Below are 25,052 nucleotides of genomic sequence, written 5' to 3'. Positions count from 1 at the left end.
CACTCCGGCAAAGAATTATCCGGCCTGAACGGCAGGCGTGTAATGCTCTTCCAACAAAGTCCGCAATCCTGCGGCCTTGTTTTCAATTTCCTGCCATTCCTCTGCAGCGTCTGAACCGGCGACAATCCCCGCCCCGGCGTAAAGTTCAAGCTGATGTCCTTTTACCACCGCAGAGCGAAGTGCCACGGTAAATTCACTTTGTTCAGTACTGAGATATCCGGCAGAACCGGCATACCACTGGCGGTCAAACGGCTCATAACTGGCGATAAATGCACGCGCGGCCTGGCGCGGTAATCCGGCCACCGCCGCTGTCGGTTGCAGACGTTGCAGGCATCCGGCGTCATCGGCTTCGGCGAGCTCGCCGTGGATGCTGCGGCGCAGATGCTGCACTTTGCGTAAGCGCAAAATCTCAGCGGGCATCACGTCCAGAGAATGCGCCCCGCCCTGCAAACGCTGGCAAATATCATCAACCACCAGCAGGTTTTCACGCTGGTTTTTACCGTCATTCAGCAGCCATTCACCGAGCGTTTGTGCCTCATCATCATCAGGATGATTGGCGACGGTGCCCGCCAGCGCTTCGGTGAATAATTCAGTATGATCGCGCAGGAACAGACGTTCCGGGCTGGAGCCCAGAAAAGCCTGTTGCGGCGTAAACGCCAGCATGAAGTGATAACAGCGATGATTGACTTCGCGGCTGGCGGCGAGAAAAGCGCAGGCGTTCAGCGGCTGGCTGAGCGTTAAGGTCGTTTTACGGGCGAGAACGACTTTGTCGAATTGCTGCTGTTCAATGCAGGTCAGCGCCTGTGAAATCAGTTCGTTCCACTGCGGTTGTGCGGGCAAATGCTGGTGCTGGATGACGCGGGAAGTGATCGGCGGCAAATCCCGGCTGGCGACCAGAGAACGCAGGAACAACCGGGTGCGACGTGCTTCATCGCACAATGAGCGGGTGCTGAAAACGGTACAGCGCAGCCAGTAAGTGGTGCCTTTACGGCAGAGTTCAATGCGTGGCAGAAAGAGTGCGTTGGCGGCAAATGCGGCGTCATCGTTGTCCGCATTGAAGGCGTTCAGCCCCCAGATATGCAGATCGGGAATATGCTGGTGTTCGCGGATAAAATCCTGCGCCTGCGGCAGGTTGCCAAACGCATAGGCATCGCCACACACAGCGGCTTCTTCATTGCCATCTCGCTGCTGCCAGTAGAATTTCGGATAGCACGGTTGTGCGGATAACCATTCAAGCAGGCCGGTGTCAGGCTGTTTTTGCAGGGAATAACTAAACTGCCGGATGCCTGCGGTATCAGGCCATTCGCCTGCAAGCGCTGTATCAAGCTGTTCAATGATTGCTGATATTTGTTTCACCGCTACCTCGGGCCATACCGGATGTTTTGTGACGGGTAGAAATACCCTTCTGGATCAAAAAACGGGTTGGATCAGTTACGGATGAATTATGCGGCGATACGAAAAATGAAAATATGCGACAGATCAAGCCTAAGTGAGTGGCGTTAGCTAAGAAGGAGTATAGGAGGAGAGAAAGGAGTAATCAAACGTGAGGCAGCAGGAGCAGCGAAAACCGCTCCTGCTCAGCGGGATTAGCGACGCAGAAGGAGGCCAACCACCAGACCTACGGCCGCGCCAACACCGACGCCGTGCCATGGATTGTCGCGCACATAGCTGTCAGTTTGTTCTGCAACTTTGCGGGCTTTTTTACAGTAAGAGCGAGCCTGCGGATCAATGCGCGATTTGATATCTTTCAGTGCATTTTCTGCACGCGCTTTGATTTGGACATACTTCTCATCGGCTTTATCACCGGAAGATTTCAGCACTTCTTCCAGAGTTTCAGTCAGCATACGCAAATCGTCATCTAACGAGTTCTGCTGTGTCTCAAATTGGTCAGCCATGTTTATCTCCTTAGGATGTGAAAGTTCACACTGCCTATAACCCTAGCGCAGAACGGGAGTAATTGCCCGCCGGATCCGCATAAACTGCCGTAAATTCGGGAGTTTTAAGAACCTTCTGACCCTTCGGTTTTCGCAAAAACGGCAGATTTTTCCGGCTGCGCACGCGGTTTTTCACGCTGTTTCGCCAGCCATAATCCGCTGTTTTTCATCGCATAACCGAACACCAGACCGACCAGCAGCGAAACGACTACCTGACGCCAGTCGCCCTGCGCGGCAAAGGTCGCACACGCGCCGATGAAGGTGCCTGGCACAAAAGCCAACCATTGTTGCCAGGCCTGAATACACATGAAGAAAGCGACAACGCCGGTCAGCATGTAGCCGAGAATGCTCAGTTCCGGGCGCATCGCACTGCCCGCGATAATGACGACCGCCCAGAAGACGCCGCTCATGCAGGTCAGCGTGCTGATCACGAGCCCGCGCAACCCGCCCTGCGGGCAGGCGAAATACGCCGTGCAGCCCAGAAAACCTGCCCAGCCGATCAGCCCCAGACTGACGGCCACCCAGCCCCAGAGACCGGAGAGGATCCCGGTGGTAATCGCGATCATCACTAAAACATTCATGTTTAAAACCTGCACAAATTTGAACAAGCGCGCAGTTTACGCATTGATGGGAAGAATGGAATGGGTAAGATCACAAATTTGATGTAATGATTCGTTGAACGTACATATAAATGTGATTCACATCACATAATTAAAGCTTATCGATTAAAAAAGCCGCTCAGGTGAGCGGCTTCGTCATTTATTGCGCGGGCTGTCAGAGCAACGGTTGGGCCATCTGCACCAGCGAAATCAGCGGTTGCGGGAAGATACCCAGCAACAACACCAGAATCGCGGAAATCAGAACCACCACGCCGCCTGCCGTTAACGCCCAGTTGTTCGGGGTGTCACGAACCAGCGTTTCCGGCGCACTGAGATACAGGCTCACGGTCACGCGCAGGTAGTAGTAAAGACCAATCGCAGAACCGACAACCACAGCGCCGGTCAGCCACCACAGATGCGCGGTCACACCGGTTGCAATCACGTAGAACTTACCGATAAAGCCGAGCGTCATCGGAATACCGGCTAGTGACAACATCATCACAGTCATTACCGCGGACAGGATCGGTTTATGCCAGAACAGACCACGGTAAGAGAACAGCGATTCTGCGTCCGGGCCTTTGTACGGGCTGGACATTAGGCTGACCACACCAAACGCGCCGAGGCTGCTGAACAGGTAACCGGCCAGATACACACCGACAGTTTCCATCGACAGCTGATGCGTTTGCACGGCAATCAGCGCCACCAGCAGATAACCCAGGTGAGCGATTGACGAGTAACCCAGCAGACGCTTGATGTTGCTCTGGCTGATAGCCATCAGGTTACCGATCAGAATCGAACAGAAGGCGATAATGCCCAGCACAATGCGGATGGCTTCGCTGTCAGCCACCGGTGCGTACAGGAACAAACGCATGACCACGGCAAAGATGGCGATTTTGCTGGCGGTCGCCAGGAAAGTCGAAACCGGTGCGGGTGCGCCCTGATACACGTCTGGCGTCCACAGGTGGAACGGAACCAGTGACAGTTTGAAGCCCAGGCCAACAATCATCATGCCCAGACCGGCCATCAGCAGCGGCTGATGCAGCATCTGTCCGTCGCCCAGATTCTTGCCCAATGACGCGAAGGACAAATCACCGGACTGTGCGTACAGCAGCGCCATACCGAACAGCAGGAATGAAGATGCAGCTGCAGACAGCAGCATGTATTTGATAGCGGCTTCGAGTGAACGTTTCTGGCGATAGGCGTAACCGATCAGGCCAAACAATGGCAGAGAAATCAGTTCGATCCCCAGGAACATTGATGCCAGATGGTTAGAGCAGGCCAGCAGAATGCCCCCCATGGCCGCGATGAGAACTAACAGGTAGAACTCTTCGCGGTTGTCCGGATAACCGGCCAGCCACGGGTAAGCAAACGTACTGGTTGCCAGACTGGCCAGCAACACCAGCCCGATGTAGAACATCGAATAACCGTCAACACGCAGCAGCGGTGTGACGTCCTGCGGCCCGACCTGCCCGACGTAATAAAGGGAAAGTAAGGCAACGTTCAGCCCGATGACTGTCAGTGTGGCATTGAGAAAATGGTCGCGTCGCCACGCAATGGACAGCATCACCACCACCACCGTCAATCCGACGATCATCAGCGGTAATAGTGCGATCAGATTTTGAAGTGTAAATGTCATGGCGAGTTACGGCCTTGTCGTTGAAATAGTGGAAACTGAAGACCCGAACCAGTGCTGAATGTTGCTCATCGCTGCACCCGAAGTATCCAGAATTGGCTGCGGGAACAGGCCCAGCGCCACCAGTAATACCACCAGCAACAGGATGATCGACAGTTCGCGTGAGGTCATGCCTTGCAGCGGCTCATCAGATTTTGCTTTGCCGTAATAAGCGCGCTGCATCATCACCAGGGAGTACACCGAAGCGAACACCAGGCCGAAGGTCGAGATGACAGTGATTACCGGAACAACCGGGAAGCTGCCAAACAAGATCATGAATTCACCCACAAAGTTACCGGTACCCGGCATCCCTAAGGTCGCCACGGCAAAGAACAGCGACAACGCTGGCAGGTATTTAATGCGTCCCCACAATCCGCCCATCTGGCGCATATCGCGGGTATGCAGACGTTCGTACAGTTGACCACAGATGATGAACATACCGGCGGCGGACAGACCATGTGCAATCATCTGAATCACTGCGCCCTGATACGCCAGCTGGCTGCCGGTGTAAATCGCAATCAGCACGAAGCCCATGTGCGAAACCGAGGTGTAAGCAATCAGACGTTTGATGTCGGTCTGGCAGAACGCCATCCACGCACCGTAGAAGATACCAATCACACCGAGCCACATGGCAATCGGCGCGAACTGATGAGAGGCTTCCGGGAACAGTGGCAGACAAAAACGTAACATCCCGTAGGCCGCAGTTTTCAGCAAGATACCCGCTAAGTCAACGGAACCGGCGGTAGGTGCCTGGCTGTGAGCATCTGGCAACCAGCCGTGCAATGGCACAACCGGCATTTTCACCGCGAAGGCGATGAAGAAGCCCAGCATCAGCAGATATTCAACGTTATGCGACATCGGCGTTTTCAACAGATCGGCATAGTTGAATGTCCACACGCCGGTGGCGTTGTAGTGCACAAACACCAGTCCGAGGATGGCAATCAACATCACCAGACCGCTGGACTGCGTATAGATGAAGAATTTGGTTGCTGCGCTGATACGCGTTTTACCGTCTGACGCTTTGTGGCCCCACAAGGCAATCAGGAAGTACATCGGCACCAGCATCATTTCCCAGAAGAAGAAGAACAGGAACATGTCGATGGCAAGGAACACGCCGATAACGCCGCCGAGGATCCACAGCAGGTTCAGGTGGAAGAAGCCCTGATATTTCTGGATTTCACGCCAAGAACAGAGTATCGCCAGCACGCCCAGCAGGCCGGTCAGCACCACCATCAGCAGGGACAAACCGTCCAGCGCCAGATGGAAGCTGATGCCAAAGCGTGGGATCCACGGCACCGAAAACTCGGACTGCCACTGTGGAATACCCGCAGGCGTCGTTAATGAATATCCTCCCTGCAACCACAATTGCACGGAAAGAGCCAGCGTCAGCCCCATCGCAATTAACGCGATCCAGCGCGGTACTTTGCTCCCAAAGCGCTCAGTCTGCCAGCACAGCAGCCCGCCGATAAAGGGGATAAATATTAGCCAAGGTAATAGCATGGCGTGTCGTTCCCTTCTTTTATGCCCGAAGGCTATTTCACTTGCCGACCCGTTACACCAACAGACCGGCATTGATAGTTACACCCGTGATGCAGGCTTAAATCACCAGCAGCAGCGCCAGAACAACCACTGCACCAAGCCCCATTGACGCGACATACCAACGCACCTGACCATTTTCACTCAATGTCAGACCACGGTTCCCCAGACGGGCAAAGATCGCAGGCAGATTCATCATTGAGTTCAGCGGGTCACGTTGCAGAAGTTTCGCCACCAGCAGATACGGTTTGACGAAAATCATGTCGTACAGCCAGTCGAAGCCCCAGGCATGGAACCACCAGGTCGTGAAGAACCGTCCCGGTGCGCTTTTCGCGATGCTGTTAACCAGTGAGCGTTTACCCAGATACAAGGCAGCCGCCAGCAGGATACCGGCAATCGCAATCACGCCAGAGGTGATTTCCAGAGTCAGCACGCTGCCATGCGCCAGCTCAGTGGTTTCTGGCAGAACACCTTTCAGTGGCGGAACAATCATCGCGCCAATAAAGGTGGACAGAACCAGTAACACCAGCAGCGGCAGGTGATGAGTGATGCCTTTACCCGCATGCGCTTTGATTTTCTCTTCACCGTGGAACACGATGAAGATCATGCGGAAGGTGTACAGCGAGGTCATAAACGCCCCAACCAGACCGGCAACCATCAGGTTCAGATGGCCGTTAGCCAGCGCACCCGCGAGGATTTCGTCTTTACTGAAGAAGCCCGCTGTGATGATAGGTAAGGCGGAAAGTGCTGCGCCACCGACCAGGAAGCAGATATAAACAAGCGGAATGGATTTACGTAATCCCCCCATCTTGAAGATGTTCTGTTCGTGGTGGCAGGCCAGAATGACCGAACCGGAAGAAAGGAACAGTAAGGCTTTGAAAAATGCGTGCGTCATCAGGTGGAAGATGGCGGCATCCCACGCCTGAACGCCCAGCGCCAGGAACATATAACCAATCTGGCTCATGGTCGAGTAAGCAAGGACACGTTTGATATCGGTTTGCACCAGCGCCGCAAAACCAGCAAGCACCAACGTCACCGCACCAATAATGCCGACCAGATGCAGAATCTCAGGCGCCATCAGGAACAGGCCGTGAGTACGTGCAATCAGATAAACACCGGCGGTTACCATCGTCGCGGCGTGGATCAGCGCGGAAACCGGTGTCGGACCGGCCATGGCGTCTGCCAGCCAGGTCTGCAACGGAAGCTGCGCAGATTTACCCACTGCGCCACCCAGTAACATCAGGGTTGCCCAGGTGATTGCCGTGTCGCCAACCGCCAGTTTCTGCGGTGCCAGCACCATCAGTTCACGGAAGTTCAGCGTACCCAGTTCGCGGTAAAGGATGAACAGTGCGAAAGCCAGGAACACGTCACCGACGCGGGTCACGATGAACGCTTTCATCGCCGCTGCGCCGTTAGCCGGGTTGGAGTAGTAGAAACCGATCAACAGGTAACTGCACAGGCCGACGCCTTCCCAACCGAGGTACATCAGCAACAGGTTGTCTGCCAGTACCAGAATCACCATGCTGGCGATAAACAGGTTGGTGTACGCGAAGAAGCGTGAGTAGCCTTCTTCACCGCGCATGTACCAGGACGCGAACATGTGGATGAAGAAACCGACACCGGTGACCACGGACAACATGGTCATCGACAAACCGTCGAGGGTAAGCGTCGCGGAAATGTTGAAGTTTCCGACCTGCATCCAGTTCCACAGTGTCTGGTTGAAGATTTCAACGCCCGCCGCTTTCTGGCTGAGGAAGTTGATGCCCACATAAACAGTGGTCAGTGCAGCCAGACCAATGGAACCGACGCCCACTGTAGCTGACGTATTTTCAGACCAGCGACCGCGTGAGAAGGCCAGCAAAATGAAGCCAATCAGCGGGAACAGAATTGTTAAATAGAGTAAGTTCATCCGCGCATCTCACTGACAGTATCAATATTCAGGGTATGGCGACGGCGATACAGTTGCAGCAGCAACGCCAGACCAATACTGGCCTCCGCCGCTGCCAGACTGATGGCCAGAATGTACATCACCTGCCCGTCCGCCTGACCCCAGTAGCTTCCCGCCACGATAAACGCCAGCGCTGCCGCGTTGATCATCACTTCCAGACTGATCAGCATAAACAGCAGATTACGGCGAACCAGCAGGCCGGTCAGCCCGAGAACAAAGAGGATTGCAGCCAGAATCAGGCCATGTTGTAGAGGGATCATGCTCTCTCCTCCGTTTTTCTTTTTGCCATTTCTGTCGTAACCGGTGCGTCACCAAAAACTTCGCCCGGTTTATGTTCACGACCAATATGGAACGCTACCACCAGACCGGCCAGCAGCAACATGGACGCCAGTTCAACCGCCAGAACGTAAGGCCCGAACAGAGCGATACCGACGGCTTTCGCGTCAATCATGTCACCTTTGATGCCGTGTTCATGCAATCCGAGAATCGACATGATCATGACAACCAGAAGGATGACCGACAAAATTGAAGGCCCGATCCAGGTCGCGGGTTTCAGCCACGCGCGTTCCTGTTCCTCGACGTTGCCAAGGTTCAGCATCATCACGACGAACACGAACAAGACCATGATGGCCCCGGCATAAACGATGATCTCCAGAGCACCGGCAAAGTAAGCACCGAGCGAGAAGAAAACCGCAGCAATCGCCAGCAAAGAGACGATCAGATACAGCAATGCATGCACCGGATTGGTGTGCGTGATAACACGCAATGTCGCCAACACGGCCACCAGGGCTGCAATATAAAATGCAAATTCCATGCTTGCGGCTCCTTAAGGCAACAGACCTTTGACGTTGATCGGTTTGGCTTCATTTTCAGCTTCGCCTTTCGGTTTACCGTCAACGGCCATACCGGACATCCGGTAGAAGTTATATTCCGGATATTTACCCGGCCCTGAAATCAGCAGATCTTCTTTTTCATACACCAGATCCTGGCGCTTGAATTCACCCATTTCGAAGTCCGGCGTCAGCTGGATGGCTGTTGTCGGGCACGCTTCTTCGCACAGGCCACAAAAGATGCAGCGGGAGAAGTTGATACGGAAGAATTCCGGGTACCAGCGGCCATCTTTCATTTCTGCTTTTTGCAGAGAGATACAGCCTACCGGACAGGCTACCGCACACAGGTTACAGGCAACGCAGCGCTCTTCGCCGTCCGGGTCGCGCGTCAACACGATACGGCCACGGTAACGCGGAGGTGGATTGACCGGAACTTCAGGGTACATCTGGGTTTCGCGCTTGGCGAAGGCGTGTAAGCCTATCATCCACAAGCTGCGAACCTGGGTACCGAACCCGACCACTATGTCTTTCAATGTCATGGTTTCATCACCCCTTATTGCGCGTTGTACAAGATGACCGCAGCGGTCGCCAGCAGATTAAGCAAGGTCAATGGCAGACAAACTTTCCAGCCAAATGACATTACCTGGTCGTAGCGGGGACGCGGTAAAGCAGCACGGATCAAAATGAACATCACCATGAAGAACGCTGTTTTCAATGCAAACCAGATAACCGGATACAGGAACGGTCCCTGCCAGCCACCGAAGAACAGGGTGACGATCAGCGCAGAGACAGTCACGATCCCGATGTATTCCCCCACGAAGAACAGACCGAATTTCATACCGGAATATTCAATGTGGTAACCATCGGCCAGTTCCTGCTCGGCTTCCGGCTGGTCAAACGGGTGACGGTGACACACAGCCACGCCAGCAATCGCAAAGGTCACGAAACCAAAGAACTGCGGAATGATATTCCAGAGGTGCGCCTGCGAATTCACGATGTCTTGCAGGTTAAATGAACCCGCCTGTGCCACAACGCCCATCAGCGATAACCCGAGGAACACTTCGTAGCTCAGCGTCTGAGCAGATGCACGCATCGCACCCAGCAGCGAGTATTTGTTGTTACTGGACCAGCCAGCAAACAACACCGCATAGACAGTCAGACCGGCCATCATCAGGAAGAACAAGATACCGATGTTCAGGTCTGCGGCGAACCAGGTCGGGCTGACCGGCACGATCGCAAAGGAGATCAACAGGGACGTAAAGGCAATCATCGGCGCCAGCGTAAAGATGGCTTTGTCGGTGAATTTAGGAACCCAGTCTTCCTTGAAGAACATCTTGATCATGTCGGCAACGAGTTGCAGGGAACCGCCCCAGCCGACACGGTTTGGCCCGTATCGGTTCTGGAACAGGCCCAGCAAGCGACGCTCGCCGAAACTCATGAAGGCCCCGCAGGTCACGACGACCAGCAGGATCACAATGGCTTTCAGGATAGCGATCAACGAATCGATCACAACAGGTGTAAACCAACTCATTGTGCTGCCTCCCGCAGATTTTCAACCGTTGCGCCCAGCAGCACCGGTGGAATACCCGGCAAGCCCAGCGGCAGGCCAAGCTGGCCCGGATTGAGGGTTTCACTCAGGCGCACCGGCAATTTGAGCTGCTGACCGGCGCAGGTGAATTCCACCTGAGAACCGGCATTCACGCCTAACAGAGCGGCATCGGCCGGGTTAACCATCACATAAGGTTGTGGCATGCGCTGCTGAATAACCGCAGAACGCTGAGTCATTTCTTCACTGCCGAACAGGTGATAGTAAGGCGCAACACGCCAGTTATCGCTCTGTGCCGTAAAGGCTGCCGGAATACCGGTGAAGTAGTCAAGGTTACCCTCCCCTGCTTCAATCAGACGCACACCCGGATCACCGTGACGCAGACTGCCGCCCACTTCGCTCTGGAATTTGTTCCAGGCCTGCGGTGAGTTCCAGCCTGGTGCCCAGGCGAATGGCACCTGATTGCGGTTGGCTGTCGGGCTGTTGTTCCCTTCCATCGAGAAGGCAAACATGGTGTCTTTATCCTGCGGCTGACGCGGTTCGTGCACGCTGATGTTGGCGCGCATTGCGGTACGGCCACTTGAACGGTGCGGAGAACGTGCCAGTTTCTGACCACGAATACGGAAGCTGGCGTTTGGCGCGGCGTCCACCATGCCTTTCAGCTGTGGAAGGGCTTCAACGCAGGCGTCGATAACGTGATCAAGCTGAGTCCAGTCCACATGACGGCTGTTGATGGTGGAATGCAGCGAGTGCATCCAGCGCCAGCTTTCCAGCATGGAAACGGTGGTGTCGTAGTAAGCCGGATCATAAACCTGGAAGAAGCGCTGTGCGCGGCCTTCCTGATTCACCAGCGTACCGTCGCTTTCGGCAAAACTTGCCGCAGGCAGGATCAGGCTGGCTTTATCCATGATTCGGGTGCGCTGATGGTCAACGACCAGCAGGTTCTGCACTTTCGCTAATGCCGCGTCCACGCTCGCTGCCGGAGCCTGACGGTAAAGATCATTCTCCATCACGATGGCGCTGTCAGCGTCACCACGGGTCAGAAGCTCAAGTGCGTCATCCAGCGTGCCGCCGCCAATCATCGACAAACCGATGCTGTTAGCCGCAGAAGCCACGAAAGTGATGCCGACATTGCTGCCCGCGACTTTCAGTGCTTTCGCGATGTTAGCGGCTGCTTCGATAATCGCATCAGAACCGGCGTTAGAACCGGTGATGATCAGTGGTTTGCGGGCACCGGTCAGCGCCTGCACGATCACGTCGATTTTCTTGTTCAGACCTTCAGCCAGATCACTGACCGCCGGGGCTGAATTATCCAGCGCATGAGCGATGGCAAAGCCGAAACGGGCTTGTTCATCGACCGGCGCGCGGTAATTGTAAGCCGCGATATCATCGAGCTTGGTGTTGTCCACGTTGGTGATGAACAACGGATGCTTGGCGTGCTGGCCAATGTTTTGCACCGCCGCGATTTGCCAGTCGGCAACACGTTGTGCCGCTGCCATCGCGCGCGCTTTACCTTTCACCGCCTGACGGACAGACAGCGCGATACGTGCGCCGGTCTGGGTCAAATCTTCGCCCAGCACCAGAACCGCATCATATTCTTCGATTTCACGCAGCGCTGGCGTGTGAACGCCGCTGTTGCGCAGAACATTGAGCATCAGTTGCAGACGCCCTTGTTCTGCCGCGTTAATGCCGGTGTAGAAGTTTTCTGCCCCGACCAGTTCACGCAGCGCAAAGTTGCTTTCCAGGCTGGCACGCGGAGAACCGATACCGATGGTTTTCTTCGCCTGACGGATGATATCCGCCGCGCCCTGCATCGCCTGTTCGGCGTTCAGTTCGATCCAGTCGTTGCCACGCAATTGCAGTGGTTTCTTCGGACGATCTTTCAGGTTCACGTAGCCGTAACCGAAACGACCACGGTCACACAGGAAGTAGTGGTTTACGGTTCCGTTATAACGGTTCTCGATACGACGCAGTTCGCCATAACGCTCACCCGGGCTGGTGTTACAGCCAACAGAACATTGCTGGCAGATGCTTGGCGCAAACTGCATGTCCCATTTACGGTTGTAACGTTCGGAGTGCGTTTTATCGGTGAACACGCCTGTCGGACAGACTTCTACCAGGTTACCGGAGAACTCGCTTTCCAGCGGGCCATCTTCCGGGCGACCGAAATAGACGTTGTCGTGCGCGCCATAGACACCCAGATCGGTGCCGTCCGCGTAATCCTTGTAGTAACGGACACAACGGTAGCAGGCGATACAGCGGTTCATTTCATGCGAGATGAACGGCCCGAGATCCTGGTTGTTATGGGTACGTTTGGTAAAGCGGTAGCGGCGCATACTGTGGCCGGTCATCACCGTCATATCCTGAAGGTGACAGTTACCGCCTTCCTCACACACCGGACAGTCGTGTGGGTGGTTGGTCATCAGCCATTCCACGACGCTTTCACGGAATTCTTTCGCTTCTCCGTCGTCGATGGAAATGAAGGTGCCATCAGACGCTGGTGTCATACATGACATCACCAGACGACCGCGCGTGTCTTCCGCATTTTGGTATTGCTTAACCGCACATTGGCGGCAAGCGCCGACGCTTCCCAGCGCCGGATGCCAGCAAAAATAAGGAATATCGAGGCCGAGAGAGAGGCAAGCCTGTAACAGGTTGTCCGCTCCGTCTACATCGTATTCTTTGCCGTCTACATGAATCGTAGCCATAGTCAGCATGCTTCCACGTGGCCCACCTGACGGCGGGCGTTAATCAAAAATTCTTGCCGGGTTGGCGTCTGTCCTGTTGGCAGCGCGTCCCTTGTTCCGGGAATTCGCGCACAGCGGGCTCACGTCCGCCGTCTGTTGCCTTCACTACCAGCGTTGTTTGAGCAGGTTGTTTGGCTGAATACCGCCAATCGCCCGCGCATTGTTGTAATGCTGTTTGGCGATACCCGCCTCGAACTCTTCCCGGAAATATTTAATCGCACTCTGCAATGGCTCCACGGCACCCGGCGCATGTGCGCAGAAGGTTTTGCCCGGACCCAGCTGGCGGCAAAGCTGCTCGAGGGTTTCGATATCCCCTGGCTGGCCTTCGCCACGTTCCAGCGCGCGCAGAATTTTCACACTCCACGGCAAACCGTCGCGGCACGGTGTACACCAGCCACAGGATTCACGGGCGAAGAACTCTTCGAGGTTACGCACCAGCGGGACCATGCCGATTTCGTTATCCACCGCCATTGCCAGCGCCGTACCCAAACGGCTTCCGGCTTTGCCAATACTGGCAAAATCCATCGGCATGTCGAGATGGTCAGCGGTCAGGAAGTCAGTCCCTGCCCCGCCCGGTTGCCAGGCTTTGAAAGTCAGACCATCGCGCATACCACCGGCATACTCTTCGAGGATTTCACGCGCCGTCGTACCAAACGGCAGTTCCCATACGCCCGGATTTTTTACCCGGCCAGAGAAGCCCATCAGTTTGGTCCCGGCATCTTCACTTTTGCCCGCAGAAATACCTTTGTACCAGTCCACGCCGTGCTCAAGAATGGCAGGCACGTTACACAGGGTTTCGACGTTGTTGACACAGGTCGGTTTACCCCAGGCACCGGCAGAGGCCGGGAACGGTGGTTTGGAACGCGGGTTGGCGCGGCGGCCTTCCAGCGAGTTAATCAGCGCGGTTTCTTCACCACAGATGTAGCGACCTGCACCGGTGTGAACAATCAGTTCGAAATCAAAACCGGTGCCGAGGATGTTTTTACCCAGCAGCCCCGCCGCTGTGGCTTCTTCGATCGCACGACGCAGGTTCACGGCGGCTTCGATGTATTCACCACGCAGGAAGATGTAGCCACGGTAAGATTTCAGCGCGAACGCGGAGATCAACATGCCTTCCACCAGAAGGTGCGGCATTTGCTCCATCAGCATGCGGTCTTTGTAAGTACCCGGTTCCATCTCATCGGCGTTGCACAGCAGATAGCGGATGTTCATGCTTTCGTCTTTCGGCATCAGGCTCCACTTCAGACCCGTGGAGAAACCTGCACCGCCGCGGCCTTTCAGGCCGGCGTCTTTCACCAGATTGACGATTTCTTCCTGCGCCATGCCTTTCAGCGCTTTTTCTGCACCGACGTAACCGTTTTTGCTACGGTATTCGTCAATCCAGACAGGCTGTTTGTCATCGCGCATACGCCAGGTCAGCGGATGCATCTCCGGCGTGCGTTCGATATGTCGGGGTGTATAGGTCATGCGTAGCGCTCCAGTAGCTGGCCGATCGCTTCTGGCGTCAGGTGGCTGTGCGTGTCCTCATCAATCATCATTGATGGGCCTTTGTCACAGTTACCGAGGCAGCAGGTCGGCAGCAGGGTGAAGCGTCCGTCTTCGGTCGTTTCGCCCGGCTTGATGTGCAACTGTTGTTCAAGAGCAGCCTGGATCCCCTGATAACCGGTGATGTGGCACACCACGCTGTCACAGTAACGGATCACATGGCGGCCCACCGGCTGGCGGAAGATCTGGCTGTAGAATGTCGCCACACCTTCAACGTCGCTGGCGGGAATGCCCAGAACATCGGAGATCGCGTAGATAGCACCGTCTGGCACCCAACCACGCGCTTTCTGCACGATTTTCAACGCTTCGATAGAGGCCGCGCGGGCATCTTCGTAGTGATGTTTTTCGTGTTCAATCGCTTCACGTTCAGCATCGCTCAGCACGAACATCGGCGGCGCAACAGGCTCGCTGATGTTGATGTACTGAACTTCTGAGTCTTTATTGATATCTGTCATCGTTAGCGGTCCACATCTGACATTACAAAATCGATACTGCCCAGATACACGATCAGGTCGGATACCAGGCTGCCACGGATTACGGACGGGATCTGCTGCAAATGCGGGAAGCTCGGCGTACGGACGCGCGTGCGGTAGCTCATGGTGCTGCCGTCACTTGTCAGGTAGTAGCTGTTGATCCCTTTGGTTGCTTCAACCATCTGGAAAGATTCTTGCGCAGGCATGACCGGACCCCACGACACTTGCAGGAAGTGCGTGATCAGGGTTTCGATATGTTGCAGCGTGCGCTCTTTCGGTGGCGGCGTGGTCAGCGGGTGATCCGCCTTGAACGGGCCTTCCGGCATGTTTTTGTAGCACTGCTCCAGAATGCGCAGACTCTGACGAAGCTCTTCCACTTTCAGCATCACGCGGGAATAGCAGTCACTGACGCCATCGCCGGTCGGGATTTCAAAATCGAAGTTTTCGTAGCCAGAGTATGGACGCCATTTACGCACGTCGAACGGAATACCCGTTGCGCGCAGGCCAGCACCGGTGGTGCCCCAGGCCAGAGCGTCGTCAGCGTTATACGCCGCAACGCCTTTGGAACGGCCAATCAGAATGGTGTTTTTCAGTGCCGCTTTGACGTAGGAATCCAGACGTGCTGGCATCCAGTCAAGGAACTCACGCAGCAGACGATCCCAGCCTTTCGGCAGGTCATGTGCAACGCCACCAATACGGAACCAGGCCGGGTGCATACGGAAACCGGTGATCGCTTCCACCAGATCGTAGATTTTCTGACGGTCGGTAAAGGCGAAGAACACCGGCGTCATCGCGCCCACGTCCTGAATAAACGTAGAGATGTACAGCAGATGGCTGTTGATGCGGAACAGTTCAGACAGCATCACGCGGATGGTATTAACGCGATCAGGCGTGACGATACCGGCCAGTTTTTCAACCGCCAGAACGTAAGGCATTTCGTTAACACAGCCGCCAAGATATTCGATACGGTCGGTATACGGGATGTAGCTGTGCCAGGACTGGCGTTCGCCCATCTTCTCAGCACCACGGTGGTGGTAACCAACGTCCGGAACGCAGTCGACAATTTCTTCGCCATCAAGCTGCAATACGATACGGAACGCACCGTGCGCAGATGGGTGGTTCGGCCCGAGGTTAAGGAACATGAAGTCCTCATTCTCGGTCCCGCGCTTCATGCCCCAGTCTTCCGGCTTGAAGGTCAGCGATTCCATCTCGAGTTCTTCTTTTTGCCGGGTCAGCTCATAAGGGTCGAACTCGGTGGCGCGCGCCGGATAATCTTTACGCAGCGGGTGACCTTCCCACGTCTGCGGCATCATGATGCGCGTCAGATGCGGGTGGCCATCGAAGGTAATACCGAACATTTCCCAGGTTTCACGCTCGTACCAGTTGGCATTCGGGAACACCTTGGTGACGGTCGGAACATGGAGATCGTTTTCTGACAACGCCACTTTGATCATGATGTCGCGGTTACGCTCGACAGAGATCAGGTGGTAGAAAACGGAAAAATCCGCAGCCGGTAAACCGTCGCGGTGAGTACGTAAACGCTCATCAAAGCCATGCAAATCGAAAAGCATGACATAAGGTTTTGGCTGTTTTCGTAAAAAAGTAATCGCTTCCAGTACCTGTTCGCGCTTGAACCATACCACGGGAATTCCGGTACGGGTTGCCTGAACAGTAAAGGCCTCTGGCCCAAAACGGTTACGCAATTCGCCGATCACCGGATCATCGAGATGATCACGGGTATGCCATGCTGGCAGGGCTGAATCTTGCGTCGTCAAATCTGTCATATTTTTTTCACCACACTAAATGGTCATTTATGCCGTAAGGGGGACACCTCACCCCTCAGGGTTGACTCTCAGACCGCAGTGTTAAATCTCGTCCGGCGAACGCAGATTTGTCACGGCAATACGCTCAGCACGTTTACGCTCTTTTTCAGACTGCATATTCGCGCGGTAAACACCCTGGTCGCCGACAACCCATGACAATGGGCGACGTTCTTTACCGATAGATTCCTGCAGCAGCAGTAATGCCTGCATGTACGCTTCCGGACGCGGCGGGCACCCCGGGATATACACGTCGACAGGCAAGAATTTATCCACACCCTGTACCACAGAATAAATATCGTACATGCCGCCGGAATTCGCACAGGCGCCCATCGAAATCACCCATTTTGGTTCCAGCATCTGGTCGTAAAGACGCTGAATAACCGGAGCCATTTTGGTGAAGCAGGTACCTGCAACCACCATGAAGTCCGCCTGACGGGGAGATGCACGCAGTACTTCTGCGCCAAAACGCGCAACGTCATGCACCGCAGTGAATGACGTCACCATTTCAACGTAACAGCAGGAAAGGCCGAAGTTGTAGGGCCAGAGGGAGTTTTTACGGCCCCAGTTCACCATGCCGTGCAATGATTCCTGGAGATTCCCCATGAAAACGCTGCGCTTAACCTGCTCCTGAAGAGGATCGCCGACGACCTCCTGAGACTGCAGAGGGTAACGGTCGTTCTCACCGTCCGGGTCTATGCGGGTGAGCGTATAGTCCATCTTAATGCCTCGCTATGACTACTTACTGAGGGTGATTGTTGGTATTAATTGCCGGGCTTGGTTTCACAGGTCCTTTCGAACGAGTTGGGGTCCAGTCGAGCGCGCCAATTCGCACCAGATAGAACAAACCGGCCAGCAGTACCAAAATGAAAATGGTGGCTTCAACGAATCCCGTCCAGCCGCTTTCGCGGATTGACGTTGACCATGCGTAGAGATACAGGGCTTCAACGTCGAAAATGACGAAAAACATTGCGACCAGATAGAACTTTGCGGAAAGGCGCAGACGGGCAGTGCCCACCGAGGCGATACCTGATTCAAAAGGCGTGTTTTTGTAGCGTGCTCTGGCTCTCCCGCCAAGAAACGCGGCGCCCAGTAACATCAGGCAGCACAGCCCAACGGCAACGATAAGAAAAACGGCGAACGCCCAATGTTGAGCGATGACTTCAGTGGCTGTTGACATACTCATTGCTTACTCATCAAAAGTGGCACTTTGGCATCTGCTCTTAGGGTCGGCAGTTTGCGTACCACATCGATTCAAGGGAAGGATTAATAACCACACAGTTCACGGCTCAACAAGGCATTAAGCCAGTGATTTGTTGTGGGCTTTTTACCCTTTTCTATAACCTTTTGTCAACTTTGACAAAAGTATCTCCACATTAGTTTACATGCTTAGCATTTAATTAACATATCATGCGACGGTACTTAAGCTAAATCGTGTCAGTTAAATACCGTGATAAAGCATGAGCCTGGGATGGGAGTTATTACATCTTTCGGGCTTTCCTATTGTCGCAGGAATATCCGGCTCTTCCACTCTCTTAATAGGGGTATTTTTTTGATCCATGTCAGAGTTCTGTCAATTTTGAGAGAAAAAAGGCCACACATTTAACAAGTTTTGTTGATTTTCAAAAAACGACAAGCGATTTGCGGAAAAATTTGATGCATTTTTTTAACCTGGAAAATTCAGGTTTTTGCGTCATTTAGTGTCGTGATAGTGAACGGGAATGACAGTCGTAGCGGGAAAGTAAAAAGGCTAATGCAGAAAAATTCGTATTTGGAGGGAGTTAGTAAAGTAAACCGCTAAAAACACAACTTTACCACCTCTAAAGAGGTAGAAACCTTTACCCCCGCCCCGTTGGACGGAGGCGGAAGGTAAAGCGGGGTTATTTTTAACTTTGAGAGTCTGCCAGGAACTCATGATCGTCATCCACAACGGGACGCGGACCATAGGCACTGAGAGAGTACGGATCATTGCCTTGTTCAACGGCATTGAAAATCGCCATCGCCAGTTCATTTTCACAACGGGCGTTTTTGTACAGCACGTACTGAGTGTCCGGCAATCGTGGCAGACCATCCTGCTCACCCAAAACGCGCAGTTCCGGGCTCATCATTTCAATGGGCCGAGCGGTCACGCCTAATCCGGCACGAACGGCGGCACGGATTGCAGACAATGTTGACGCGACGTAAGCAATACGCCATGGGATTCCAGCCTGATTAAGATGATCTATCGCCATCATACGATACGGGCTGGGTTCATCAAGAACCACCAGCGGCACACTGTCCCCTGACGGATAGGCGAAATCAGCCGAGCAATACCATAATGTTGGCGATGTACGCAGGACAATATGCGGATGATCGGTAGTGGTCATCGTGGTGATGGCCAAATCGACTTCCTCACTTTCCAGCATTGACAGCATAAACGGGCTGCGTTTCACGCGCACATCAATAGACAACTTCGGATAGACCGAGGTCACGCGGCTGAGCAGGAAAGGTAAGATGGTGTCAGCAGTATCATCTGACGCACCAATCGTTATCCCGCCCTGAACATTGCTGTACATCAAGGAGGTGCACGCTTCGTCGTTGAAACGAAGAATTTTACGTGCATACCCCAATAACTGAATACCGTGTTCAGTTAATAATTTATTGCGTCCATGTCTGGCAAACAGTTCTTTTCCAACGAGTTGTTCTAGACGTTGCATCTGTTGGCTAACCGCCGACTGAGTACGACACACGGCAGCAGCAGCCGCAGCGAACGTATTTAAATCGGCAACAGCTACAAATGTCCTCAACAGGTCAAGGTCGAGATTGAGGATTGGACGATTTGCAATTGTCATAGTTTTTCTTCACTTTATAGAATCTAATAACAAGCTACCCTGATGGTGCGTCAAAGTACCCGCAAAAAGCAGAATACCAGATATGGCCGATACTCACTCATTTGATAAGTGAAATTGAGAAATATTTGTGCACGAAAGTTTTCCACTTAGTGAGCATCGAACCATTAAAAGCACGCACTGTAATTCCGCACAAGGCAGGAATGATTAGAGCGTCTTAATTAATATAGTCCGTTCCGTAAAACCCTTCCACATGCCTTACATACCGGCCTGCTGCTGACAAAACCCTGACAATCGGCAATCTGCCCGAGAAAAAACATAAGCTAAATTAACTAATAAAAGTAAGGTATGAAAATATAACCCATTAAATTCATTGGCTCAAACGAATAACCATTTAATACCACTGGTCATTAGTTAATGGATCATTAAGATTTTTCTTGTTTCATCAAATTTTGTTTATAGCGATTTTTATTATATATATGCCAGTAAAGCATTCACTTATTCAAAAAAGAATAGGTTTCAGATATTGCCCCGACATGATCATTCATCCAGCACTCACTATTAATCATTAGTTAAATAAAACTAATTCTCATCAGACTTTTTCCCTTGTTAATCATCCGCACACAATTTTTTTTCAGAATTTGTCGAGCTTTGGTAAGTTTTCATGATGTTCTGCCCAAAAAGAACACAGTCGCTAAGCCGAAAAGGCAATCGTAGTACAGCAATAACAGTGAAATTACCGGTTATAAAACCACCATTTGCAAAATAAAAAATCACACAAATGACATTTACAAGAATTAAAAACCATTTACTGTCCTGTAAGCCATGGGAAAGAACCACCTCCGGCCGCATTAATGCTGTTTTTCACCAAAACGGTGCGTAGCCCTTCTCACACCCGCTCCGGGGTAGTAAATTGACTCCCTCGCACTGTTCTACGGTCGCCTGGCGCCAGGGAAGAACAGGCTTTACTGCAAAAGGCTCCTATTTACATGTCCCCGATTGAAAAATCCCACAAACTGGACAACGTCTGTTATGACATTCGCGGCCCGGTGCTTAAAGAAGCAAAACGTCTTGAAGAAGAAGGCAACAAAGTCCTCAAACTGAACATCGGCAACCCTGCCCCGTTCGGTTTCGACGCGCCTGATGAAATCCTGATCGACGTAATCCGCAATTTGCCGACTTCACAGGGCTACTGTGATTCAAAAGGCCTGTTTTCTGCACGTAAAGCGATCATGCAGCACTATCAGGCGCGAGACATGCGCGATATCACGGTTGAAGACATTTACATCGGTAACGGTGTTTCTGAGCTGATCGTTCAGTCGATGCAGGCATTGCTGAACACAGGCGACGAAATGCTGGTACCAGCGCCAGATTATCCGTTGTGGACCGCCGCAGTTTCTCTGTCCGGCGGTAACGCGGTGCATTACCTGTGCGATGAAGGAGCCGACTGGTTCCCGGATATCGCTGATATTCGTGACAAAATCACGCCTCGCACCCGTGGCATTGTGATCATTAACCCGAACAATCCGACCGGAGCGGTGTACAGCAAGGAATTGCTGATGCAGATCGTCGAGATCGCGCGTGAACACAACCTGATCATCTTTGCCGACGAAATCTACGACAAGATCCTGTACGACGAAGCCCAGCACATTTCCATTGCGTCACTGGCACCGGATCTTCTGACCGTAACCTTCAATGGTCTGTCAAAAACCTACCGCGTTGCCGGTTTCCGTCAGGGCTGGATGGTGCTGAACGGACCGAAAAAACACGCCAAAGGCTATATAGAAGGTCTGGAAATGCTGGCCTCGATGCGTCTGTGTGCCAACGTGCCGATGCAGCACGCCATTCAGACAGCACTTGGCGGTTACCAGAGTATCAGCGAATTCATTCAGCCGGGTGGGCGCCTGGTTGAACAGCGTGACCGCGCGTGGGAACTGATTAACCAGATCCCTGGCGTGTCCTGCGTGAAGCCGAAAGGCGCGCTGTATATGTTCCCGCGTATTGATGCCAAGCGTTTCAATATTCAGGATGACCAGAAAATGGTGCTCGATTTGCTGTTACAGCAAAAAGTTCTGCTGGTTCAGGGCTCTGCTTTTAACTGGCCTTATCCTGACCACGTCCGTATCGTGACGCTCCCGCGCGTAGACGAACTGGAAATGGCAGTGAATAAGTTCGGTCGTTTCCTCGAAACCTACCGTCAGTAATGATCAGGGCGCAGACATCTGCGCCCTTTTTTCTTTCTGCGCATTTCCGCATTTGCATAACGGTTTCGCACTGCTCACAATGGACTCTCATTCACCGTTGTTATTGAGAGTGCTATGAGTCAGAGCCATTTTTTCGCCCACCTTTCCCGCCTTAAACTGATCAGCCGCTGGCCGCTGATGCGCAACGTCCGCACCGAGAATGTGTCCGAACACAGCCTCCAGGTCGCCTTCGTGGCTCATGCCTTAGCCGTGATCAAAAACCGCAAATTTAACGGCAATCTGAGCGCCGAACGCGTTGCCCTTCTGGCGATGTATCACGATGCCAGCGAAGTGCTGACCGGCGATATGCCGACGCCCATCAAGTATTACAATCCGCAAATTGCCCATGAATACAAAAAGATCGAGAAAATTGCTCAGCAAAAACTGATCGAAATGCTGCCGAAAGAATTGCAGGAGGATTTCCGTCCGCTGATTGACGAACACTACTATACGGAAGATGAAAAACTGACGGTAAAACAGGCCGATGCTTTGTGCGCGTACCTGAAATGCCTGGAAGAATTGTCTGCGGGTAATAACGAATTTACGCTGGCAAAAGCGCGTCTGGAAAAGACACTGGCCGACAGAAAAAGCCCGGAAATGGACTACTTCATGGAAGTCTTTATCCCGAGCTTCAGTCTGTCACTGGATGAAATCAGCCTCGATTCTCCGCTCTGATCGCCTTCTGCGCGTCAGAACGGGAAAAGTACCGGCACCAGAAAAATGCTGACGACCATCACCAACAGCGTAAAAGGCACGCCGATACGGATGAAATCGCCGAACTTGTAGTTGCCGGGCACCATCACCAGCGTATTCACCGGTGATGAAACCGGCGTCATGAACGCCGCCGAGGCTGCAATCGCGATAATCATGGTAAACGGGTAAGGCGAAACGCCCATCTGATGCGCCGCCGCAATGGCGATCGGCGCCATCAGTACGGCCGTTGCAGTATTGGAAATAAATAACCCGATACCGGCGCAGAGCACAAACAAGCTCAGTAGCATCATGTGCGGCCCGTATCCCCCGCTCACTTCCATCAGACCTTTTACAATCAGCGCAACGCCGCCGGTTTTTTGCAGCGCCAGCGCGAAAGGCATCATCCCGACGATCAGCAGCAAGCTCGGCCAGTGAATGGCTTTATACGCGCCTTCCATCGTGATGCAGCGGAACTTGCCCATCAGCATGCAGGCAATAATGGCTGCGATGGCATTTGGCACGTCGTCGGTAAGCATTAGCGCGACCATCAGCGCCAGACAAAACAGCGCATGGGGTGCCTGGCTGAGTGCGGGCGCGACTTCATCCACTTCGGCGGGCAGATTCAGCACAATGAAATCATGCATTTGCTGTTGTAACTGGCGGATGAGTTTCCAGTTGCCAATCACCAGCAACATATCGCCCAGTTGTAAGACTTCATCAACCAGTTTGCCTTCCAGCGCTTCGCCCTGCCGGCGAATGCCGACCACGTTCAGGCCGTACGTTGAGCGGAATGCCACGTCGCGCAGCGTTTTACCCAGCAGTTCGGAATCGGGGATCAGTGAAACCTCCGCCATACCGACATCCCGCGACTGCTCGGAAAAATATTCGCCACGTAAAACCATCGGCTCAAGCATTTCATCGGTACAGAACTGGCGGACAGAAACGTCGGGATCGGCCATATCCAGCAGCAATACATCCCGTGCAAACAGCTCGGTATTACCGGTGGCGCTAACCATGACACGACGGAACTTGCGCCAGCGCTCAATGCCCACCACATTTGCGCCATAACGGGAGCGCAAGTGCAAATCGTCCAGCGTGCGTCCTACCAACGGAGAACCGGGGCGAATCGTCATCCGGCGCGCACGTCCGGTCAGGTGGTAATCGCGGATAAGATCACGAAAAGTGCGGCGTTTCCAGCGCTGTTTGTCCTGCGATGCGTCTTCGGAGGAGAGCCAGCGGCGGGCGAGCAGCATATATCCCACGCCCATTACCAACACGACCAGCCCCACAGGCGTCACGCCAAAGAAGCCAAAACCGTCAAAACCCTCGCGCAGTAATTCGCTGTTAACGACCATGTTGGGTGGCGTCGCGACAAGCGTCATCATTCCGCTGATCAACCCCGCAAAACTCAGCGGCATCATCAGGCGGGCTGGAGAAGTTTTCATTCGGGCAGAAACGCTGATAACGACGGGAATGAAAATCGCCACCACGCCGGTCGAACTCATAAATGCGCCTAATCCGGCAACGGTCAACATTAATAACACCAGCATACGGGTTTCGCTGTTACCCGCGACCTTCATGAGCCAGTCACCCACCTGATAAGCCACGCCGGTTCTGACCAACCCCTGCCCGACAACAAACAGCGCAGCAATCAGAATCACGTTCGGGTCGCTGAATCCGGCAAGCGCTTCATTGATGGTCAGCGTTCCGCTCAGCACGAAAGCAATGATGACAAGTAACGCCACGATATCCATCCGCAGCGTATTGCGCGCGAACAACACCATGGCAATCACAAGCAGTATCACTACCCAGATTAATTCACCGGTCAAAACAAACTCCTTTTGCGTTGAGATGGCGGAAATATGCTCAATGAGGCTATTTGAAGTATGACGGGTATCAGGATGGCATAAAAAAACCCCGCTGCTGCGGGGTTTATATCAATTAAAAGGCGTTAATTGTACTTTTTATGCGCTTAGCGAAGGCTGACGGTCACGCCGTTATCGGAAGGATGAAGCAGTAAATCTTTCAGGGAGGAAAGATCGAAATCTACATCTTCGATTCCCGGTGTGTCAGACGGCGCGTTAACCGCTATCACTTTACAACCGGCCGCAAGACCGGACATTACGCCCGCTGCGGCATCTTCCACCACGACACAATCTTCCGGCGCCAGGCCCAGACGTTCTGCTCCCAGCAGATAAGCATCCGGCTTAGGCTTGCCGTGTTTAACCTGTTCTGCCGTGATGAACACTTCCGGCTCAGGCAAATTCGCGGCTTTATGACGTGCACTGGCCACAGGCATGGAACCCGAGGTCACAATCGCCCACGGAATGTTCATGCGGTTGAGTTCGCTTAAAATAAGATGAGCGCCCGGCAGAGCTGTAACACCTTCAGTGTCAGTGGCTTCGATCTTTTCCAGTTTATCGAACTCTTCCTGAATCTTTTCTTCGCTTGCGCCTTCCATAAAATGACGTAAAGAAGTGATTGCCTGTTTGCCATGAATAAAGGCCAGAACATCCTGCGGGTTGGCCCCCCAGCTGAGTGCCCAGTTAATCCAGGAGCGTTCTACGGCGGGCAGTGAATCCACTAACGTTCCATCAAGGTCGAACAAGAAACCTTTGCACTCCACAGGCAATTCCTC

The 25,052-nt window shown here is 53.4% G+C and carries 21 protein-coding genes; 2 read left to right on the top strand and 19 right to left on the bottom strand.

Annotated features, from left to right (window positions below):
- Positions 1 to 15: 15 nt before the first annotated feature.
- The 17 genes from menF to lrhA all read right to left on the bottom strand — a co-directional run bounded on the left by menF (position 16) and on the right by lrhA (position 19,481).
- The gene (gene menF / locus ACLBVC_RS06810) at positions 16 to 1,356 is read right to left on the bottom strand and encodes an isochorismate synthase MenF (RefSeq protein ID WP_410149002.1); all 1,341 of its coding nucleotides are present in this window, start codon (positions 1,354 to 1,356) and stop codon (positions 16 to 18) included.
- Positions 1,357 to 1,586: 230 nt separating this feature from the next.
- The gene (locus ACLBVC_RS06805) at positions 1,587 to 1,895 is read right to left on the bottom strand and encodes a DUF883 family protein (protein WP_195816361.1); all 309 of its coding nucleotides are present in this window, start codon (positions 1,893 to 1,895) and stop codon (positions 1,587 to 1,589) included.
- Positions 1,896 to 1,999: 104 nt separating this feature from the next.
- Complete coding sequence (locus ACLBVC_RS06800) at positions 2,000 to 2,515, bottom strand: DUF1097 domain-containing protein (protein WP_410149001.1); 516 nt, start codon at positions 2,513 to 2,515, stop codon at positions 2,000 to 2,002.
- 193 nt (positions 2,516 to 2,708) lie between these two features.
- Entirely contained in the window at positions 2,709 to 4,169 is a 1,461-nt protein-coding gene (nuoN, locus tag ACLBVC_RS06795) for an NADH-quinone oxidoreductase subunit NuoN (RefSeq protein ID WP_410149000.1), read from the bottom strand.
- A 6-nt stretch (positions 4,170 to 4,175) separates the two neighbouring features.
- Positions 4,176 to 5,705 carry an NADH-quinone oxidoreductase subunit M gene (gene nuoM, locus ACLBVC_RS06790; RefSeq protein WP_410148999.1) on the bottom strand — a complete coding sequence of 510 codons (1,530 nt, stop codon included), beginning with the start codon at positions 5,703 to 5,705 and terminating at the stop codon, positions 4,176 to 4,178.
- Between the two features lie 97 nt (positions 5,706 to 5,802).
- Positions 5,803 to 7,650, bottom strand: a complete 1,848-nt coding sequence (gene nuoL / locus ACLBVC_RS06785) for an NADH-quinone oxidoreductase subunit L (protein WP_410148998.1) — start codon at positions 7,648 to 7,650, stop codon at positions 5,803 to 5,805.
- The gene (nuoK, locus tag ACLBVC_RS06780; protein WP_004936014.1) at positions 7,647 to 7,949 is read right to left on the bottom strand and encodes an NADH-quinone oxidoreductase subunit NuoK; all 303 of its coding nucleotides are present in this window, start codon (positions 7,947 to 7,949) and stop codon (positions 7,647 to 7,649) included. Before nuoK ends, nuoL begins: the two co-directional genes overlap by 4 nt.
- Positions 7,946 to 8,503, bottom strand: coding sequence for an NADH-quinone oxidoreductase subunit J (gene nuoJ, locus ACLBVC_RS06775; RefSeq protein WP_410148997.1), 558 nt, complete (start codon positions 8,501 to 8,503; stop codon positions 7,946 to 7,948). The genes nuoK and nuoJ overlap by 4 nt, the downstream gene beginning before the upstream one ends.
- Positions 8,504 to 8,515: 12 nt before the next feature.
- Entirely contained in the window at positions 8,516 to 9,058 is a 543-nt protein-coding gene (gene nuoI / locus ACLBVC_RS06770) for an NADH-quinone oxidoreductase subunit NuoI (protein ID WP_120132095.1), read from the bottom strand.
- Positions 9,059 to 9,072: 14 nt separating this feature from the next.
- Positions 9,073 to 10,050, bottom strand: coding sequence for an NADH-quinone oxidoreductase subunit NuoH (gene nuoH, locus ACLBVC_RS06765; RefSeq protein ID WP_104921275.1), 978 nt, complete (start codon positions 10,048 to 10,050; stop codon positions 9,073 to 9,075).
- The gene (gene nuoG, locus ACLBVC_RS06760; protein ID WP_410148996.1) at positions 10,047 to 12,773 is read right to left on the bottom strand and encodes an NADH-quinone oxidoreductase subunit NuoG; all 2,727 of its coding nucleotides are present in this window, start codon (positions 12,771 to 12,773) and stop codon (positions 10,047 to 10,049) included. The genes nuoH and nuoG overlap by 4 nt, the downstream gene beginning before the upstream one ends.
- A gap of 144 nt (positions 12,774 to 12,917) precedes the next feature.
- Positions 12,918 to 14,279 carry an NADH-quinone oxidoreductase subunit NuoF gene (gene nuoF / locus ACLBVC_RS06755; RefSeq protein ID WP_410148995.1) on the bottom strand — a complete coding sequence of 454 codons (1,362 nt, stop codon included), beginning with the start codon at positions 14,277 to 14,279 and terminating at the stop codon, positions 12,918 to 12,920.
- Complete coding sequence (gene nuoE / locus ACLBVC_RS06750; protein ID WP_410149152.1) at positions 14,276 to 14,746, bottom strand: NADH-quinone oxidoreductase subunit NuoE; 471 nt, start codon at positions 14,744 to 14,746, stop codon at positions 14,276 to 14,278. Before nuoE ends, nuoF begins: the two co-directional genes overlap by 4 nt.
- 68 nt (positions 14,747 to 14,814) lie before the next feature.
- Positions 14,815 to 16,614: an NADH-quinone oxidoreductase subunit C/D gene (nuoC, locus tag ACLBVC_RS06745; RefSeq protein ID WP_410148994.1), complete on the bottom strand. Its 1,800-nt coding sequence runs from the start codon at positions 16,612 to 16,614 to the stop codon at positions 14,815 to 14,817.
- A gap of 81 nt (positions 16,615 to 16,695) precedes the next feature.
- Complete coding sequence (locus ACLBVC_RS06740) at positions 16,696 to 17,370, bottom strand: NuoB/complex I 20 kDa subunit family protein (RefSeq protein WP_013574590.1); 675 nt, start codon at positions 17,368 to 17,370, stop codon at positions 16,696 to 16,698.
- Between the two features lie 22 nt (positions 17,371 to 17,392).
- On the bottom strand, positions 17,393 to 17,836 hold the full coding sequence (locus ACLBVC_RS06735; protein ID WP_104921271.1) for an NADH-quinone oxidoreductase subunit A: 444 nt from the start codon (positions 17,834 to 17,836) through the stop codon (positions 17,393 to 17,395).
- A 700-nt stretch (positions 17,837 to 18,536) separates the two neighbouring features.
- Positions 18,537 to 19,481 carry a transcriptional regulator LrhA gene (gene lrhA / locus ACLBVC_RS06730; protein ID WP_410148993.1) on the bottom strand — a complete coding sequence of 315 codons (945 nt, stop codon included), beginning with the start codon at positions 19,479 to 19,481 and terminating at the stop codon, positions 18,537 to 18,539.
- 986 nt (positions 19,482 to 20,467) lie between these two features.
- On the opposite strand from lrhA, the gene ACLBVC_RS06725 reads away from it, so the two are divergent.
- Together ACLBVC_RS06725 and yfbR are read left to right on the top strand one after the other, a co-directional pair.
- The gene (locus tag ACLBVC_RS06725; protein ID WP_152324370.1) at positions 20,468 to 21,682 is read left to right on the top strand and encodes a pyridoxal phosphate-dependent aminotransferase; all 1,215 of its coding nucleotides are present in this window, start codon (positions 20,468 to 20,470) and stop codon (positions 21,680 to 21,682) included.
- Positions 21,683 to 21,796: 114 nt separating this feature from the next.
- On the top strand, positions 21,797 to 22,396 hold the full coding sequence (gene yfbR, locus ACLBVC_RS06720) for a 5'-deoxynucleotidase (RefSeq protein WP_152324371.1): 600 nt from the start codon (positions 21,797 to 21,799) through the stop codon (positions 22,394 to 22,396).
- 14 nt (positions 22,397 to 22,410) lie between these two features.
- Here yfbR and ACLBVC_RS06715 read toward each other — a convergent pair whose 3' ends face one another.
- Complete coding sequence (locus ACLBVC_RS06715; RefSeq protein ID WP_410148992.1) at positions 22,411 to 24,243, bottom strand: SLC13 family permease; 1,833 nt, start codon at positions 24,241 to 24,243, stop codon at positions 22,411 to 22,413.
- 143 nt (positions 24,244 to 24,386) lie between these two features.
- Positions 24,387 to 25,040 (bottom strand): sugar phosphatase, encoded by a 654-nt coding sequence (locus ACLBVC_RS06710; protein WP_410148991.1) that lies wholly within the window; start codon positions 25,038 to 25,040, stop codon positions 24,387 to 24,389.
- Positions 25,041 to 25,052: the final 12 nt, after the last annotated feature.

Source organism: Rahnella selenatireducens, assembly GCF_046449555.1.
GTDB lineage: Bacteria > Pseudomonadota > Gammaproteobacteria > Enterobacterales > Enterobacteriaceae > Rahnella > Rahnella selenatireducens.
The sequence above is the reverse complement of the archived record's forward strand: the minus strand, read 5'-3'. Positions and strand labels throughout refer to the sequence as shown.